16 protein-coding genes are annotated in these 17,620 nt (G+C 43.9%); 4 read left to right on the top strand and 12 right to left on the bottom strand.

Annotation, left to right across the window (positions count from 1 at the left end):
• Positions 1-58: 58 nt before the first annotated feature.
• From J3P40_RS12745 to J3P40_RS12765, 5 genes are all read right to left on the bottom strand, one after another.
• Positions 59-2,221, bottom strand: coding sequence for a redoxin domain-containing protein (locus tag J3P40_RS12745; RefSeq protein WP_256006262.1), 2,163 nt, complete (start codon positions 2,219-2,221; stop codon positions 59-61).
• Between the two features lie 24 nt (positions 2,222-2,245).
• A complete protein-coding gene (locus J3P40_RS12750) occupies positions 2,246-3,640 on the bottom strand; it encodes a RagB/SusD family nutrient uptake outer membrane protein (RefSeq protein ID WP_256006264.1) in 1,395 nt (464 codons plus the stop codon).
• A 3-nt stretch (positions 3,641-3,643) separates the two neighbouring features.
• Positions 3,644-7,027, bottom strand: a complete 3,384-nt coding sequence (locus J3P40_RS12755; RefSeq protein WP_256006266.1) for a SusC/RagA family TonB-linked outer membrane protein — start codon at positions 7,025-7,027, stop codon at positions 3,644-3,646.
• A 187-nt stretch (positions 7,028-7,214) separates the two neighbouring features.
• Entirely contained in the window at positions 7,215-8,417 is a 1,203-nt protein-coding gene (locus J3P40_RS12760) for a FecR family protein (RefSeq protein ID WP_256006268.1), read from the bottom strand.
• A 99-nt stretch (positions 8,418-8,516) separates the two neighbouring features.
• On the bottom strand, positions 8,517-9,107 hold the full coding sequence (locus J3P40_RS12765; protein WP_256006270.1) for an RNA polymerase sigma factor: 591 nt from the start codon (positions 9,105-9,107) through the stop codon (positions 8,517-8,519).
• Positions 9,108-9,524: 417 nt separating this feature from the next.
• Here J3P40_RS12765 and J3P40_RS12770 point away from each other — a divergent pair, with 417 nt between their 5' ends.
• Both J3P40_RS12770 and J3P40_RS12775 read left to right on the top strand, forming a co-directional pair.
• Entirely contained in the window at positions 9,525-10,454 is a 930-nt protein-coding gene (locus J3P40_RS12770; protein ID WP_256006272.1) for an alpha/beta hydrolase family protein, read from the top strand.
• An 11-nt stretch (positions 10,455-10,465) separates the two neighbouring features.
• On the top strand, positions 10,466-11,380 hold the full coding sequence (locus J3P40_RS12775; RefSeq protein WP_256006275.1) for a helix-turn-helix domain-containing protein: 915 nt from the start codon (positions 10,466-10,468) through the stop codon (positions 11,378-11,380).
• Between the two features lie 112 nt (positions 11,381-11,492).
• Here the strand turns inward: J3P40_RS12775 and J3P40_RS12780 are convergent, their stop codons facing one another.
• From J3P40_RS12780 to J3P40_RS12790, 3 genes are all read right to left on the bottom strand, one after another.
• Positions 11,493-12,176 (bottom strand): hypothetical protein, encoded by a 684-nt coding sequence (locus J3P40_RS12780; RefSeq protein WP_256006277.1) that lies wholly within the window; start codon positions 12,174-12,176, stop codon positions 11,493-11,495.
• Between the two features lie 35 nt (positions 12,177-12,211).
• Positions 12,212-12,670 (bottom strand): hypothetical protein, encoded by a 459-nt coding sequence (locus tag J3P40_RS12785; protein ID WP_256006278.1) that lies wholly within the window; start codon positions 12,668-12,670, stop codon positions 12,212-12,214.
• A 124-nt stretch (positions 12,671-12,794) separates the two neighbouring features.
• On the bottom strand, positions 12,795-13,622 hold the full coding sequence (locus J3P40_RS12790; RefSeq protein ID WP_256006280.1) for a hypothetical protein: 828 nt from the start codon (positions 13,620-13,622) through the stop codon (positions 12,795-12,797).
• A 95-nt stretch (positions 13,623-13,717) separates the two neighbouring features.
• Between J3P40_RS12790 and J3P40_RS12795 the strand changes: the two genes are divergently transcribed.
• Together J3P40_RS12795 and J3P40_RS12800 are read left to right on the top strand one after the other, a co-directional pair.
• On the top strand, positions 13,718-14,158 hold the full coding sequence (locus J3P40_RS12795) for a helix-turn-helix transcriptional regulator (protein WP_256006282.1): 441 nt from the start codon (positions 13,718-13,720) through the stop codon (positions 14,156-14,158).
• Positions 14,159-14,175: 17 nt separating this feature from the next.
• Entirely contained in the window at positions 14,176-14,397 is a 222-nt protein-coding gene (locus J3P40_RS12800; RefSeq protein ID WP_256006284.1) for a DUF2683 family protein, read from the top strand.
• A 5-nt stretch (positions 14,398-14,402) separates the two neighbouring features.
• Here J3P40_RS12800 and J3P40_RS12805 read toward each other — a convergent pair whose 3' ends face one another.
• The 4 genes from J3P40_RS12805 to J3P40_RS12820 are packed head-to-tail and all read right to left on the bottom strand — an operon-like array spanning position 14,403 to position 17,620.
• The gene (locus J3P40_RS12805) at positions 14,403-14,555 is read right to left on the bottom strand and encodes a hypothetical protein (protein ID WP_256006286.1); all 153 of its coding nucleotides are present in this window, start codon (positions 14,553-14,555) and stop codon (positions 14,403-14,405) included.
• The gene (locus J3P40_RS12810) at positions 14,545-15,747 is read right to left on the bottom strand and encodes a luciferase domain-containing protein (RefSeq protein ID WP_256006288.1); all 1,203 of its coding nucleotides are present in this window, start codon (positions 15,745-15,747) and stop codon (positions 14,545-14,547) included. The genes J3P40_RS12805 and J3P40_RS12810 overlap by 11 nt, the downstream gene beginning before the upstream one ends.
• Positions 15,748-15,751: 4 nt before the next feature.
• On the bottom strand, positions 15,752-16,660 hold the full coding sequence (locus J3P40_RS12815; RefSeq protein ID WP_256006290.1) for an SRPBCC family protein: 909 nt from the start codon (positions 16,658-16,660) through the stop codon (positions 15,752-15,754).
• A 30-nt stretch (positions 16,661-16,690) separates the two neighbouring features.
• Complete coding sequence (locus tag J3P40_RS12820; protein ID WP_256006292.1) at positions 16,691-17,620, bottom strand: TIGR01777 family oxidoreductase; 930 nt, start codon at positions 17,618-17,620, stop codon at positions 16,691-16,693.

The raw sequence follows: 17,620 nt of genomic DNA on the forward strand, positions 1-17,620 counted from the left end.
CTAAAGCCTGTTATTAAATAGAGTTAAATAACAAGCTATAGCAGGAAAAAGAATTACGTTATAAAGGCTTCAAAAGTTCCCCGAGTTTCCGGTCAACCCCCTCCCCCCTAAGATTTGTGGCGATAATCCTTCCATCCGGATCCAGCAGGAAATTTTGTGGTATGGAAGTTACCGAATACAACTTGGCTACCTCATTCTCGTATTTTAAATCTGACACTTGTGGCCAGGTGAGCTTGTCATCTTTTATCGCTTTTATCCAGCCTTCCTTACCGGTTCTGGGATTATCTAATGAAATACCCAATATGATAAAATTGTCTTTGCCATATTTGTTCAATGCGGCTCTTAAAAACGGACTTTCCTCGCGACAAGGAGGACACCAGCTTGCCCAAAAATCCAGCAGTACATATTTTCCTTTAAATTCTTTTAAAGACACTGGCTTGCCTGCGGTGTCAGCTGCGGTAAACTGCGGAGCATAAGCGCCAATCATCACCTTTTTCCACTCCGATATCTTAGCGGCATAAGCTTTGCCTTTTTCCGATGCGCGCACACGGACAGATAGGGAATTAAAATGAGACTCAACATCGATGTCAGGTGAACTCTCCCGCAATTTCTGAAGCGCATTTATAATGATCAGGGAGTTCGGGTGCGACTGGAGGAACTTCAAATAGCCTGCTTCTGGCTCTTTTTTAACGAGTTCTACGAGTGCTTGCTCATCCCTGTTAAGCTCTCCTCCGGCAATTTTTGCCTGATCAATAGTACTGGCGCTGGTCAAGGTAATGGTCGTAGAATCCGTATAAAACTGGATAAACTTTCCGCTTGTCGAAGATTTACCTTTCACTAGATCGGAGACTCTCACAAATCCTAAACTTTCCTTTTTATTGGTAGACGCTTTAAACGAAAACACACCGTCTTTAACATCTGTAGAGTCGGTAGCTATAGTGCCATCAACATGTGTATACACATAAAAAGCACGCTTAGGTATCGAGCTTTTTGGCAACTTTCCCTTTACGACGTATTCGAATGTATCAGCATCAAGGTCGACAGATGAAACCGCCCCCAGAACTTCTTGTAATTTGTTCTCCAGGGCCTCCCCTCTCAGGTTAATTCCAATAATCCTTCCGTCCGGATCCAATAAGTAATTTTGAGGAACTGCTCTAACCATGTACAAATCCGCAACTTTGTTCTGCCAGCCCTTTAAATCCGTGACTTGCGTCCAGGTCAACTGATCGTCTTTAATAGCTTTGAGCCATGCTTCTCTGCCGTTCGCAAAATCCAGCGAGACGCCCAACACATCAAAACCCTTCGCTTTATATTTATGATAGGCTTTAACTACTGTAGGATTTTCTGCCCGGCACGGCCCGCACCAGCTCGCCCAAAAATCTATCAAAAGATATTTGCCTTTAAAATCCTTTAGGGAAACCAGCTTGCCATTAGCATCAGTCTGAGAAAAGTCCGGTGCAATAGCACCTATTTTCATGTACTTCTGCCTCGCTAATACATCGCCGAAATCTTTTCCCAGCGGATTCAGGCGTACATGCTCACCGAGTGTATGGTAAAGTGAGTCCACCTCTTCCAGTGCAGGGCTGCCCGGTATCGAATTGTATAACAAACGGGAGCCAACGCCCGAATAGGACTTTAGTACCATTAAACTCATCAATGAGTTTGGATTGTTTTTTATAAAATCCAGCCATATCTTCTTTTGCCGAAGGCCGATAGCAGAACTTTCTTGCTGGAAATTGTCATTGAACGCTTTTGAGTTCCTGGTTTCCGGTGTCGCATTCAATAGCTTATCAACAAGATCACCTAAGGCTTTGTCCGTCGGTCTCAATTGCGCCTTCAACCTGACATAGTCCATATTTAAGGGTCCGCCAGTAAGTTTAGCGTTTGGTAGCGAATCCGGACTGGTGATGGATATCTTCCCCGGTTCTATATAAAAGTTAAACGTAAAGGGGCTACCTCCAATCTGATTAGATTGTAAGCCCGTACCTTTTTTATTGATAATGATATGCGCAGGCATCGCTCCGTCAACATTACCGGTAAATCTAAAGGATCCTTTGGTTATTACCGTAGAATCAATTCCATGCGCCAGGAACAAATAAGCCTTAGCAGGGGGATTTAGTTTACCGATCTTGCCCTCTACCACATACTGCCGACCTTGTGCGGCAGCGAATAGCGGTAAAGCTAACGCACACAAGGAAATCCCAATTTTAGTTATAATCATGTTCTTTATAAGTTGTGTCAAATATTAATAGTCGTCGTTTTGGTCTAAAGCCGGATTGGCCTGCCGCTCTGCTAGCGGAACAGGAAACACTGCGGCGCTGCTCTTCCAGAATGGTTTTACCGGATCGAGAACCGCATCTATCATTTTTGTACGTTTCAGGTCGATCCATCTGTTTCCCCATTCGCAAAAGAGCTCGACCTGCCGTTCATGAAGAATAGCGCTTAGCGCCGTTGCCTTCGAATCTGTACTGATATCAACGCGGTCCTGCGCCCTATCCCTGATTTTATTTAAGTCAGCCAGCGCTTCGGGCAACTTATCCAGTTGCGCATAGGCTTCGGCGCGGACTAAATAAATGTCGGCGAGCCTAAAAATCATGTAATCCTCTGCAGGGGTCTGACCAGCACTGGTATTCTTATATTTACGTGGATAATAATAGGTAGCGCTGCCTACCGTGTTTACACCAGTCCAGATCGCTACGCGCGGATCACCACTTTCAAAAGCGGCGAGTAACTGCGGAGAAAGCACATAATTTGGCTGGGCGGTTGGGCTATACGGTATAAACGTAGACGCCTCTACCGTTTGGTAGTAGACGCCATTGGCAGGTAATTGCCAAATGGCCTCTTCGCTCCCGCTTAAAAACACATTGTTTAGCGCTGTTAGGCTATATAGTGGCGAAGAAATCACTTTGCTGGACGCATCAATCGCATTCTGATACTGACCGAGGTAGAGGTACACCTTGGCTAATAACGCCTGCGCCACATGCAAATTTGGTCGTATCCGACCAGCAGAAGGATACTCAGCCGTCAATCTCTGCTGTGCGTCGGTCAGGTCTGACATAATCAGCTTAAAAACATCTTCTACTGAAGACCGCGGCATACGCTGAGTTTCCTTATAATCCGTGGAAGTGATAAGCGGAACCGGTCCCCAAAGGTTAACCATATAATAATAGTAAAGTGCCCTGTCCACCTTCAACTCGCCGATCAGCTGATTTTTCAACTTCGAACTTATCGCATTAGAGCCCTCAATGCCGTTTAGGCAAATATTAATCTGATAGAGGTTCTTGTATGCATCAGCCCATATTGACCTGTTGGTGCTATTATCTGGCGTAATCTGGTTATTGTAAAAGTCCGTGCCCGTATAGGTACTCGCCCCCACGGTAAGCTCGTCGCCCGTCAGTCCGGTGTATATGGTGACTGCCCCACTTCCAAATAGCGGGCTGAAGGCAGACAGTCCAAAATTCGTGTACACCCCTGCCACGGCGGAAACGATACTTGCACTATCCGTGAACACGAATTCAGCAGAAACCTTATTTGTTGCATTTGACGGTATTTCTATGAGTTTCTTACACGAACTGGCAACTAGTCCAGTCAGAATGATAGCAACCGTCGATATTTTGTTGATAACACTAAAAGCTTTCATAAGCTATAAATTAATTGTAAGACCAAAATTTATTGTCCGCTGGATAGGGAAACTGAACAACTTGCCCAGTTCAGGATCACCAACTTTATAATTTGTTATCAGAAAGAGGTTCTGTCCGTTAACATACACCTTGGCGTCCGAAATGCCCAGTCTCTCACAAAATCCAGAGGGGAGCATATAAGACAGCGCCGCCGTCCTTAACCTTGCATAAGATCCATCACTATATGCACCGGACGAAGTGATGAAGTTATATCCGAAAAAGCTGAAACCGGTAGTGAGCTTTTGGATAGAAGAAATATCCCCCGGCTTTCTCCAATGGTCTAATACCTCAACAGGTTGATTCGCTAAAGATCCTGGTGTAGTAGTTGAATAAATGCTGCTTAGATAGTTCTCTTGCTGCTTATGCTGGAACTGAAATAAGAAATACAGGCTCAGACGTTTATACGAAAGCGTATTTCCAAGTCCGCCAATATACTTAGGGTCAAGATTGGCAATGGTCTGAAAGTCGCCTCCCTGCGAAGGTATTCCATATGCAGGAGATGAAGTTAATGTACCATCCACCTTATAGAACTCAAAAGTACCCGTCTGCGGATTCACACCTGCGAGCTTATAGCCTCTAACGATGTTTACAGATTCTCCTATGGAATATCTCAGCGCATAGGAAGATTCTTCCAGTCCAGGAAACGAGATCAGTTTATTACGGTTGGCAGAGATATTAAAATTTGTACTCCATGAAAAGTTTTTACCGTTAACATTCTTAGAAGTCAGGTTAAATTCCAGCCCCTTGTTCTCTACTTCCGCCGGGAAATTTGCCAGCACCGAGCCGAAGCCGGTTTGAGAAGGCAAAGTATAATTTACCAGTTGGTTACCTATCCTGTCGCGATAATAATTCGCATTCAGCAAAACCTTGTCTTTAAAAAAGCCAAGATCCAAGCCCAGGTTCCATGATTTCTTAGTATCCCATCCATAATCCGGATTGTACAGGTTTTCCACAAACAATGGTTTTATGCCCTGAAAATTAGGTTGAGTATTTCCTGAAAAAGATTGCTGATAGCCGTATGGCAAGGTTGAGTCGGTACCCACAGTACCATAGCTGGCTGATAATTTGCCGTACGAAAGGAACTGGAGCGGACCTTTAAAAAACTGCTCTTCCGAGAAAATCCAGCCTAAACCCACAGAACCGAAATTACCAAACTGCCTACCAGGGCCAAAATTGCTGGATCCGTCTCGCCTGCCGGAAACCTGGACAATATAACGCTGGTCGTATACGTAGCCAAGTCGCGCAAAAACACCTACATATTTGTACGGATCATAGGAATCTGTGCCAAGAATAGTACCCGCCTGCGCAATCGAACCCAACAGCGCCTCGTTCGCATAGTTTGTTCCCTCGAGCTGAATTCTCTCAATATCATTCTGTTTATAAGTAGCACCCAAAAGGCCGGTAAAAACACCTCGTCCTAAATTTCGCTCATAGTTAAGTTGCGGCTCCACGTTTATGGTTTCAAAAGTATTATCTGTAAACGTTGCTTTTGAAGCAGGGAAATTGCTTGGGTTAATCGTACTTGCAGGTTTACGCTGATCTTCGGCACTCATAAGCCTGTTGTATCCCAGGTTTACATTAAACTTAAGGTCGCGAACTATCTGATAGCCCAGCGACAGAGAGGTATTCATATTGTGCACCGACATTGCGCTAGGCTGCATTAAATTCGCAGCATACTGTGCAAAAGAACCGGTATTATACCCTTTGTAATTCCAGACTGGCTTACCACCGGCGTCCACAAGATCCGGGAAATTAGGAGGCGCCATAATGGTGTTCAGGATATTGGCTGAGGCTGCTGTATTATTTTTTTCATGACTGAAATCAAAGCCAAAGCCTACGGAGAAGCGATCATTTAAAGATTTATAATTTAAGTTCGAATGCAGGGTTAAACGCTTATCATCAAAGTCGCCCGGAATATTGTATTCCGCTTTAGTAAAACCCGTTGAGATCAGAAAGTTCATTCTGTCGGCCCCGCCCGATACACTTACATGCCCGTCGTTATTATGTGAGGTGCCTCCCAGATATTTCTCAAACCAGTCTGTGTTTTTCTGCTGATCAAAAAGAAGCAGGTCGGGGTAAGACAAAGGATCCGCTGTAGAAAGATCAATACCATCGTTGGCCAGTGCTTCCCGCCTGTAGGCTAAATATTGCTCCGTGTTCAGCAGTTTGATCTTTCTCGTGGCCGTATTTAATCCAGAATTGAAACTGGCCTGCACCCTGGTTTTCCCTGCCCGGCCCTTTTTAGTGGTAATCAATATGACCCCATTTGCACCTTGCGTACCATAGATAGCGGTCGACGAAACATCCTTCAGAACAGTAATGCTCTCTATATCTGCGGGGTTAAGGCTGTTAATCGGACTAAAGCCCCCTACGCCGTTTATGGTGCCATCATACCCGCCCAGCGACGCTAAAGAGTTGATATTGGTATTCTGGGCAGCTACAGGCACGCCATCAATGATGAACAATGGCTGGTCATACGGTTTTAATGTGGTATTACTGTTTTGCGATAACGAGTTTTGTCCCCTAACCTGCACCCTCACGGCAGCTCCCGGCGCGCCAGATGTTGAGTTGATATTTAAGCCCGGTACCAGCCCCTGCAAAGCCTGCAGCGGGTTCATCACCGGTTGGTTTTCGATGTCTTTTGCAGATACGGTATTGACAGCGCCAATTGATACCCGTCGGCGCTCCTTTCCGTAGCCAATTACATGCACCTCGTCGAGCGGAGAAACAAGTGCTTCCAACACAATGTTGCCCATTTTTTCTTTTACCGGAACCTCCTTTGTTTTATAGCCAACATACGAAAGGACCAAAACGTCCTTTTCATCTGCGTCCAGCATAAAGTTCCCATCGTACCCGGCAATGATCGAATAATTTTTACCCTTTATACTCACCGTTACACCGAGGATACCCTCGCCGTCGCTATTTACCACCCTGCCCGTAACGTGAATAGATTGAAATTTCGCAATTACCCGGTCCAGGATGGATGGAGAAGGCCTTTGAAGCACCGCAATGGTGTTTCCTTCGATCTTATAAACGACGTTCAATCCTTTCAAAGCTGCATTGAGGGCTTCCTCCACAGAAGCATTGCTAAGTACAACCGTCACCCTGTGGTTCTTAGGCAACGTTTTTCCGTCTGAATACAGATCATAACCGCTTTGCTTGCGGATCTCTGTGAGTACCGTACTTAACGGGACATTACGTTGGTTTAAAGTAATGCGCTGTGCGAGTCCTGATGCACTGACCTGCATCAGACAGGCTATCAATAAAACGGTGGTTAATCGCATGATACGCCATAATTTATGGTACAGCCGCTCCGGCATACCAATTTCCTTAATAATTTGATACATTTGTTTAGCGTTTGGTTAAAGCAACATCCTTCATCTTTCCAGGAAACAGGATATTGCGGTTTAGTTCTGGTTTAATAGCTGGCTCTTGGCCAAACCTCAACCAGTTCTTTCAGAACTGGTTGCTTTTCTCAAGCTGGTTCTAGTAAAATTTCTTCATTCTTTGTTTGCTTTAATGGTTAACACCCTGTTATTTATACACATATAGTTTTTTGCCCTCAAATCTGAATTTAACCTGACCCGAATTTTCAATGAGGTTTAGCACCGAGGACAGCCTGCTTTTTCTCGAAATCCATCCCCAGGCCTCAATATCTTGCGGAACACTCTTGTCGTACACCACTTCTATATCATACCACCGGGCTATTTCACGCATCGCCACCCGGAAATCTGCCCCCTCGAGGTTGAACGCTTCCTCCTTCCAGTCTGTAACCAGCGCGGTATTCACCTTCAAGACCTTTAGTTCAGCACCATTGTTCACAGCCTGTTCACCAGGCCTGATGGTCCGAACGTTAGTGCCCGACTTAACCCTCACAGAGCCTTCCATTAAAGTGGTTTTTACTGCCGGTTCATCGCTATAACCGTTGATATTAAAATGCGTACCAAGCACTGTCACCTCCTGACCCGCACTTTCTACAATAAAAGGTTGTTTCTTCATGCGCCCCGGCAATGATGCCGAAGCGACTTCAAAATAAGCCTCACCGGTAATTTGCACACGTCTTTCCGCCCCCATAAACTTCGACGGAAACTTCAGGGACGAAGCAGCGTTTAGCCACACATGCGTACCATCGGCCAAAACAACCTGATATGTCCCCCCGCGCGGCGTCTCTACCCTCAGCATTTCGACGCCAGCGAGTGCGTGCACCACATCACGACCAGCGGTGTCCGTACCGCCCTTCAGCGAACCTGAAGACAGGGTCCCGGAAGAGTACCGGACAAGGCCATGGTCGACCACCACCCCAGTCTTGCCATCACTCAAAGCTACGGTCTGCCCGTTAGCCAAAGTCAGCGTCGCCCTATTTTTTCCGGGTGCAATATCGCTTGCGGAAGCCATTCCATCACGTTCGCCTTTCAGAAATCCGGAATCGCTGGTATAAAACCAAACGCCTAAAGTAATTGAAGCAACTGCTGCTGCCACCGCAATTTTTGGCCATAAACGGACCGACTTTTTACGTGCCTGCGAGATAATGCGGTCGTATAACCTTCCAGACTCCTCAGAACTCAGCATCATGCGTTCTTCAGGAAGAATGGAGTGCCAGGTTTCCTCCATAAATAGTTTAACAGGCTGTTCTGCCAGGTCAGATTTTAACAATGCATCCCATTCCGCCATTTCAACCGGATCCAAGCTGCCTTCCAGGTAGGCCTTATGCAGATATTCTATTTTTTTTTGATCCATTTCAGTTTGTGCGGGTCAACAATTGCCCGAAATCGCCAAAGCTATTTAATAGATGGACGTAAAAAGAATGTGCACAGGGGCAATGCACACTCAATTATTTTAAAATAATTTTAAAATAATCAGTAAAACAGATAAATCAGTATGCTTAGCCATAAAAGATCGGAGCGATTTTAGGGCAAGTTTCATGTGGCGGTGTACAGTTTGAGGAGAAATTCCGAGTTCTTTAGCTGCTTCCTCATACTTTAAGCCTTGCTGATGACAGAGTTTGTATACTTGCTTCTGTTGAGGTGGCAACAACGCTATGCCCCTTTCCAGCAACTGTCGGGTATCGCTCAATAAAATACTTTCTTCAGTAATGTTTTCCCGCACATCATCCACCTCCCCGATCGGTTGAACATAGCGCACTTCCCGTTTCAGTTGCCTCAGTATATCGAACGTCCGATTTCGCGTAATGGTAAGCAGGTAATTTTCAAGATCATTGATCGAGTTCAGTTTATCACCAAGATTCCAGACCTTGAGGAACACCTCCTGTGTCACTTCCTCTGCCAGTTGCCGCGACTTGAGGTACTTGTTTGCGAAAGTGAGAATTTGAGCGTGATACGCATCAAATATAATTTTAAAAGCTGACTCGTCACGCTGACTAACTCTCGAAAGCAGATTTTTTTCCTCTATAACGGGTTTCCTGATCATCTATACTAAGGTTGTTCCCATATAATCAAGGAATACCACGCAATATTATAAAAATATTAATCCTGCAACAAATGCACCTATCCGTTTACATCCTAGCCACCTAGTTACTAATAAATAAGTAATCACTAGAATATAAGTGGATAATAACTTGATAGTTAGGATATAGTTAAGATATCATTGCTATATGGTTGGTATATCAAAAGGATATATCAAGGATATACCAACCATACGCCAACGATATACCAAGGATATATCAACCTCCTATTTATTATCTAATTATTATCTACTTTTTCTCTATTTAATAGTAACCACGTAGCCACTTTATGACTCTCCGACTTTGGCTATACAATTCCCCGTTTTGGCTATGCCGCGAAGATTAGACCTGATGATCTTTGACTATATCAAAAATTAAAAAAAATGAAACAGTCAAAAACACCCATCATCAGCTTTAGTCCGGTTGTGTTACCGGTTGCCGGCCGTCATGTAGACCTTGAAATGAAAGTTTCTGTTCCCGCGAACGGAAACAACCTGCCCGTTATTCTTCTTTCGCACGGACATGGCCCGTCTAACTTCCTGTCTTCGTACAAGGGATATGGCCCAATGGCAGATTATTTTGCCGCAGAAGGATTTGTAGTCATCCAGCCTACCCATCAAAATTCTAAAGCGCTAGCCCTTTCCTCATCCCTTCCCGAAGCGCCCTTGTTCTGGAGTTCACGGCCTGCCGACATGAGTTTTATCCTCGACCATCTCGATGAAATTATCCACACCGTACCTGGGCTAACCGGAAGAGTGGACAAGACGAACGTTGCCGTTGTAGGCCATTCTATGGGCGGGCAGACCGTCTCTATGCTGGCCGGTATGGAGGTAACTGATCCGGTAACAGGTAAAATAGTGAATGCCGCAGAGCCAAGATTAAAGGCCCGTGTGATTATGGGCGCACCTGGTGGACCCGAAGGATTTACCGGAGCTGCCAGACAGCACTATCCTGTATTGGCGGCCGGCGATTTCAGTACGATGACTCTACCCGCGCTTATTGTGAATGGCGACAAGGACGTAAACCTCATGTTCTCTGATGTAGACAACTGGCGTGCGGATGCCTATTATCAAAGTCCCGGACCTAAGGACTTGCTGACCGTTTTTGGCGCAGAACATATCTTTGGTGGCATATCAGGTTATGATGCCCGTGAGACAAGTGATGAAAATCCGGAGCGTGTTTCCTTTGTATGCGAAACCATTCTTGCGTATATTCGGAGTAACTTCGATCCGAACGATCGGAGTTGGGAACAAGCAAAGAAAAGCCTTAATGGCGTAGAAGGTGCGTTAGGCAGTATTGAAAGCAAATCATAAACAGAACCATTATGAAGGATGAAATGTCTAACCACAGATTTAATTCCTTATCAAGGTTGCATAAGGCGCTGGACATGCCGGCACCTGTGCACCCATTGGTAACTTTAATAAATAATGCCGACGGAACCATTCCGCTCAAAAACCTCCCTAGCCCCCACATCTTAAGTTTCTACAAGATATCCTATAAGATGAACTTCCAGGGAAAGTTCAAATACGGCCAGCACTATTACGACTTTGAAGAAGGAGGAATGTTTTTCGTTTCGCCAAATCAGATCACAGGAGGTTACGCACCACTAAGCGATCAATCTGGTTATACCCTGCTTTTCCACCCGGATTTCTTACTTGGTCACGAACTCGCCAGGAAGATTAAGACCTATGGTTTCTTTTCCTATTCTGCCAATGAAGCACTGCACCTCTCCGAGAAAGAGAAAACCACGATTATTACCGTTTTTGACAGTATCGAAGAAGAATTAAAAGGCAGAATCGATAATTTCAGTCAGGATGTGGTGATTTCCCAGATCGAACTGCTGCTCAATTATTCAAACCGCTTCTACAGCCGGCAATTCATTACCCGTAAGGCCGTTAGCAGCGATTTACTGCAAAAGGTGGAAGACAATTTGCGCGGTTATTTTCAGTCGCCCCAAACACAAACCCAGGGACTTCCGACCGTCCAATACCTCTCCGCGCAATTAAACGTGAGCGCAAGTTATTTAAGCGATATGCTGCGATCTCTTACCGGGCAAAACGCTCAACAGCACATCCATAACCACCCGATCGAAAAAGCGAAAGAACAGCTATCGACAACGGAAGCATCGATAAGCGAGATCGCCTACGAACTAGGATTTGAACACCCGCCCTCGTTTAGTAAGCTATTTAAGCTGAAGACGAATATGTCGCCTTTGGATTTTAGGAGGTCGTTTAATTAAAGGGTATTCACGAACGAGCAGTTACGTCTAAATCAATCTGCCTTAGCGATTCTAACACTTGTATCAAGAGTCCTGGATTCGAATCCCAGCGGGACTACCCTAATTCAAGTGTTTATATGAATTTAGCGTCTCGTGTCAATTCCTCTTTATCAATATCCAAATCGTCACTAAACCACTCTCGTAAAATAACTTCGATCTCTCGTTTATTATAGGTTTCCGGATTCCTTCTCGATTTGATATAGTTTTCGCGCCTCATCTTCGCAGCTAGCTCCCCTACAGTTGTCTTACGCATCCCCCTACCCAGTTTACCGCTTATCCAAAACCCTGTCACCGAAAGACATAATGCAGTTAATCCAATCTTCCAGTCAAAGAAAAAATAAGTCAGGGAGGCAAGAAAGAGAACGACTAACGTTGCCGTCTCCCAGAGCGGGGGTATTAAAAGATTCAATTTAAGTCCAAGGTAGCTTTCCAAGCGCTTGACCTGCTGGCGTCGACATGTTTTAGGAAATAGGCCGTGAAGCGGTGAGGCAGTCAAAATCAATGCCTTATTTATATTCTGTATATAAGAAATTCCGTCACGAAGTTTATAAAACGCCTGCTGACCCGTACAATCCTCTGAGTTTTCAAGTTCAATTTTTTCTGCGATATAGTCGCAAAACTCGCCGAACGATTTGATATGGGCTAGTTCTCGGTGGTGAAATTTAATATTGAAAGACCGCTCTACTCTAATTAGGAGGTCTTCGATCTCCTCTGGATCGGCGTTTTTCAGTCTATACGGCCGCATATATTCTATCAATTTCCAAAATTAATTTTACAGCTCTTAAGAGTCATTTATCTTACCATCTTATCGAGATAATCCTGAAATGCGTTTCTAATTATTATATCAATATTTGTTCTGTCCGCGCCATCCCAATACCACTGCACTTCTGATTCATTAAGCTCATCTTTCGCATAATAGAGCAAATAAAAATCCATGTATTCCTTTTCCATATCCAGGTCTATGCATATGTCTTTGATTTCCTTTAAGGTCGAAAGGTACTTCGATGGTTCACTTTTAGTAGATGAGATAAGGTAATAGATATAATTTCTCATCACCTGCAGTTTATCTTCATAGCAGAGATCAAAGTCAACGAGAACTTTATCCGTTAATTTTTGAAGTTCAAACTGATTGTAAGGTCCGGAGATCCCAGCAAGTATATAAAGGTTATCAGATTCGTATCCCGCATGAATCATCTCCAACGCCCAATCAATCCAAGCTTCATCAATATCTTTATTAGAGGCCTTCTTCATTAAGACCCCGTAAGTTGAAATAACCTGGTGAGAAAAACTAGTCATGAGTTACGTTACGCTAAACGAATATAACAAAGGCTGCGGACTTAATATGCATAGCTGCAAGAAAAGGCGTTAACCGGGGTTAACTTCCCTGCATAACAACTTCCTTTGCTCTCTCCATCCAGTCTTTACATCGCTGATGGAGTATGCTGATTTTTTGCGTTTTAAAGAGTTTATGGGCCGGCATACCTTCCCTCGGAAATACCTCATCAAAAACCGGGGTGATACAGCGGCAGATATTAAACAAGTATGATAATGAATGTTGTGATGGTTTGTATCCGATCATTTTGAAAATAAACGCCAGGCATAATTGCTTCATGGCCTGACGCATGAGCCATAACTTTATTTCTTCGTTATCGTTTTCATCCAGCGTTGAGGCTGCATGCAACAGGGCTTTGGCTTTGCTGTATCCGCGAGCCCATATTTCATCAAGATTGCCCTGTCTGTTTAACGCGTTAATGTCTGTATCAACATCAAATTCCGGATCATCAGGCATTTTGTAGATCAATTTTTCAGACTTTAATATCTCGTGAAAGAAATGTCCACTCCTTTTGTCATACAAAAACTCCTCAATGCTAGCCCCGCTATGGATCCATAATGATACGGAAATGCCAATGTTTGAACTGCTATTTATTGATTTCTGAATATTAAAAGCTTCTCTATTACAAATACCGTCTACCACTACCAGCAGATCAAAATGCTCCCGGTTACGCTTTGTTTGTTGATAAATGCCATCGTAGGTTTCGACATATTGGCGGTGGCCGATCTGGTAAATTCTGGATACAGCAATCCTGGAAGTAATTTCATCAATGATTCTAAGCTGGCTTTGCGTCATGGCTTTTAGATGTTTATATATGAATAATGTTGGCAGCGCTAATTTCAGCAGGATGGTCTGTCTGTAAAATCTCACGAAGAGATATTATATTCCGTTTATAGGGATATTTTATTCTTTCGCATTACATCATGAGGAAAATATTTACGTATTTTTGGTTAAAATCAAACACTATGAATTCAACATCAGACCGTACAAATAAAGTTCATGAAGGCAGAAACGTTAAAAGGTTCAGGGAAATGATGGGCATCAAGCAGGAAGCGCTTGCTGCTGAACTGGGTGTAGATTGGAGCCAAAAGAAGGTCTCTATGCTGGAAGCGCAGGAGAGCATTGAGGAAACTATTCTGAAACAGGTGGCTGAAATCTTAAAGGTCAGCCCGGAAGCTATAAAGAACTTTGATGAGCAGTCGGCTATTACTTATATTAATACCTTTAATGATGGCAGCTTTCCAAATAATAATGGTGCAGTAGCGAACGGTACTGGCTATCAAGACTGTAATTTCAATCCTCTTGATAAATTAATGGAAGCTCTTGAAGAAAATAAAGCCCTTGACGAGCGTCTTTTGAAAAGTGAGCAAGAGAAAGTGGAGTTACTGAAGCAGCAGATTAAATAGAACGTGTTCGTGAGTACATGGCAACCATCGTAATACACCCTGAGAAAGATCAACTAAAACCTGTGAAGGCTTTTTTGAAAGCCCTGAATGTTACCTTTGAAGAAAAAAAAGAAGAGAAATTGCCGCAGCATGTAATTGATGGTATCCAAAAAGGTCAGGAAGATATAAAAGCAGGTCGCAGTATATCGTTTGATGAATTGAAACATAGACTAGCTGCTTGTCAAAAGGCCTTAAGGTAAATATATTATAGCTCATTAACGAGATCTCTTGCAGGACGTGCTTTCAGTTTACCCTGGCGAACCAGCTTGAGGTCTTCAACTACTTCTTTGATCTCGTCAACTAAAATGGCATTCTCATCAAGTCTAAAGCCATTTTGCTTTAAATACCTAATACTCATTAAAAATAGCCCTCGGGTCGAACCCCAACCGAGCGGTCAACTCAGCGTATGATATCTGACAGCTGATTAAACTAGCGCGCTTAGCATCGGGTCTATTTGGCATCCAATAGCAGTGAGTGACCTTCGTACCCGAAACCTTATCATTATATTCAATAACCTTATAATAATATTCAGGCACGACTACTTTGACCTCCTGCTTTTTGTAAGTGGCCTGACTCCCAAATGTCCCACACCAGATCTTAACGCTATCGGTAACCGCATTAGTTTTATAGCCGGTAAGCACGCGGCACAATTCCTCAGTGGCCAATTGGGTTCCCGTATTTTGCCCCTGATATTGCATTCCAGCGTTAAAAGTATAGGTATTCGACAAGATCGCCGCATCCTGATTCCAAGCCATGAGTATCCAGGCTTGGCAATGGCCTTTTGAGATCATCTCGGCCGAATTGGGTTTACCTATAATTCTATTTGCTTCCTTATAAACAGCGGTTTCGTTGGGCTGGCCGTACACAGAATGCCAGGCTGCGTTAGCACCAGTCCGGGGGAGGCGGATTCGTTCCTGTTCAATCCGGTGCGCTTTTGTGTAAACATAATAAGTCAAAACAGGCTTGTGGTCCACCGTGTCGCCAATCGACTTAAAGTAAGGATTAACCCAGAGCAAGCAAGAGGAACAAAGGTCAGATTTCTGGGTAGGATATTTCTTGTAAAGGGCTTTTACGTATTGAGCGGTTGGCTTCTGCGCATAAAGTGCTGCTGGTACTAAAAGTATGAGGATTATGAGGAAACGCTTCATAGAGTAACTAAGCTTCAGTAATTTTATGGCATAAGCGGTATCTTCCGGACTAACTATCTGAAAACTAACCCAACCAGACTTTTTAAAAGTATGATGATCGGTCACCCTGCCTTCTTCAACCAGCAACGTTTTAACTTTTCGGCTATATAACACGTCCAATATTCCGTTGCCATGCAAATGTCCGATTTCCTTTTTAGCAACATTAAACTGCATTCCGCCATACTTATGTATACCAATTGTGGTTCCCTCCCAGCGCATAACTTCAGCTTCAATATGATCAAAAGCATCCAAAAGGTGGCTTCTTAAGATAAAGGTGTGCAATTTTAGCAGACTTTCAAAGACATGCGGCAATAAGGGGACATTCTTGAGAAACCCGAAATGGCGGACAACAAACTGAAACATCTCCTTACTTTTCGCTAAGGTACTTTATATGATCCATTACGCGCAGATGAACATTCCGGGTAATGCTTTTGGCCCACAGATCATAATACCACACAGGAAATACATGAAGCCTGTACCAGCTGTTGCCTGTCAGCGTTGTCGTTCCGTTTCCGTTGTCCTTTAAGATAAATTGGCCGCGCAAGATATCTATGTGCCCCATAATTTCGGGGTCGCGTGGTTGCTGAACAATATCAAAAGTTAAATTCTCAGCGGGCTTGTAAGTAACCATTTTTTCATCGAAAATGTATCCGTTGCTGAATATACATTTTCGTCCGGCCCCCTCGTAGTAACCATCAACGCTGGCGGCAACAGGACTTGGCATGCCCATCTTAAATAACCAGTAATTTTCCTCTTCCTCTATTCTATCGAAAGCTACTACATGCTTCCAGACCTCTTCTGGCGGAGCATTAACGATGACAACATCCGACACCAGATTTTCATAGTGGTGTCTGGACGCTGTATCCACAAAAAACAGCAATAACAACAGCGAGACTACACTCACGTTTAAGTTCTGGTTACGCTTTTTGAAAATTGCCCTGCCGGTAAACACGCCTGTAATAATGAATGTGAAAATGAGCGGCGATACTATAAGCAGACAGATCACTCCTTCTCCGAGAAAGACAGCGCTCAAAAGCACGCCAATCAACCCATTTAAGCAGGAAAGCAGAACCAATACCCTACTTTTAATTCCCAAATCTCTCCAGCACCAGGCGCAAATAATACCCATCAATAAAGGGACAACAACAAATTCTGTATATACCAGAACGTTTGAATCAGGCTTTAAAAAGCTTGCTATCGCTATGCTACTAAATGCAAAAGCGTTTGAAAGGATGAGACCTTTGATTATTTCAAATTTGAGTGTTTGTTTGTCCATGCTGAAGATAACGTTGTAATATGTGAGATTCTAGTTTGTTCTAGTACTTAAAAGGTCTTTAACCGCATATTCCGCCTTTGGGAAAAGAAAAGAATAGCCACTATCCAAAAGGCGTTTAGGTAAAACCCACCTACTTTTTAAGATCAGTTCCGTTTCAGTTCCAATCACCTTTGCCCCAATTTCAAGTAGCCAGGCAGGCGCGGGTAAACCAAACGGAACGCCATAAGCATTGCGGATCAATCCCATCAGCTGAGAATTTTTTATGGGTTCTGGCGCTGTGCAATTAATTACACCATTAAGTTCTTCGCGGTTCAATAACCATTCAGTGCACTTTGCGGCATCTTGCTCGTGTACCCAGGAGACATACTGTTGACCATCTCCTTGCTTGCCTCCGAGGCCGAATTTTACAAGATTGAGCAGACGAGGGAAAGCTCCGTCTTTACGACCGAACACTATGCCCATCCGCAAAGCAATTTTTCGGGTAAGAGGCGTATTGGTATTAAAAAAAGTCTCTTCCCATTGTCGACACACATCGATGGAGAATCCATAGCCAATATTACCGGCTTCCTCGTCTTGTGGACAATCTTCTGCATGTCTGTAAATCGTAGCGGAAGTGATGTTGATCCATACCCTAGGCGGATGCTCCAACTCGGCAATCACACTTCCTAAAAGTGCGGTTGGAATTACTCTAGAATAGATAATTTCAGCTTTATTTTCTTCCGTATACCTGCAGTTCACATTTTTACCGCATAAATTAATCAGCAGGTCAGCACCGTTCAAAGTGTTTTTCCATTCCCCTTCGTTAACTCCATCCCAAAGCACCGTCCGGATGTTGCCTTCTGAGGCCTTATATTTCCTGCCAAGGACAATTACTTCCTTTGCAAGATATCTATAATATTTGCTTAACACCTGGCCTAGGTATCCGCTGCCTCCGGCGAGCACTATTTTGTTGTATTTCAT

It is taken from the genome of Pedobacter deserti (assembly GCF_024436415.1).
GTDB lineage: Bacteria > Bacteroidota > Bacteroidia > Sphingobacteriales > Sphingobacteriaceae > Pedobacter > Pedobacter faecalis.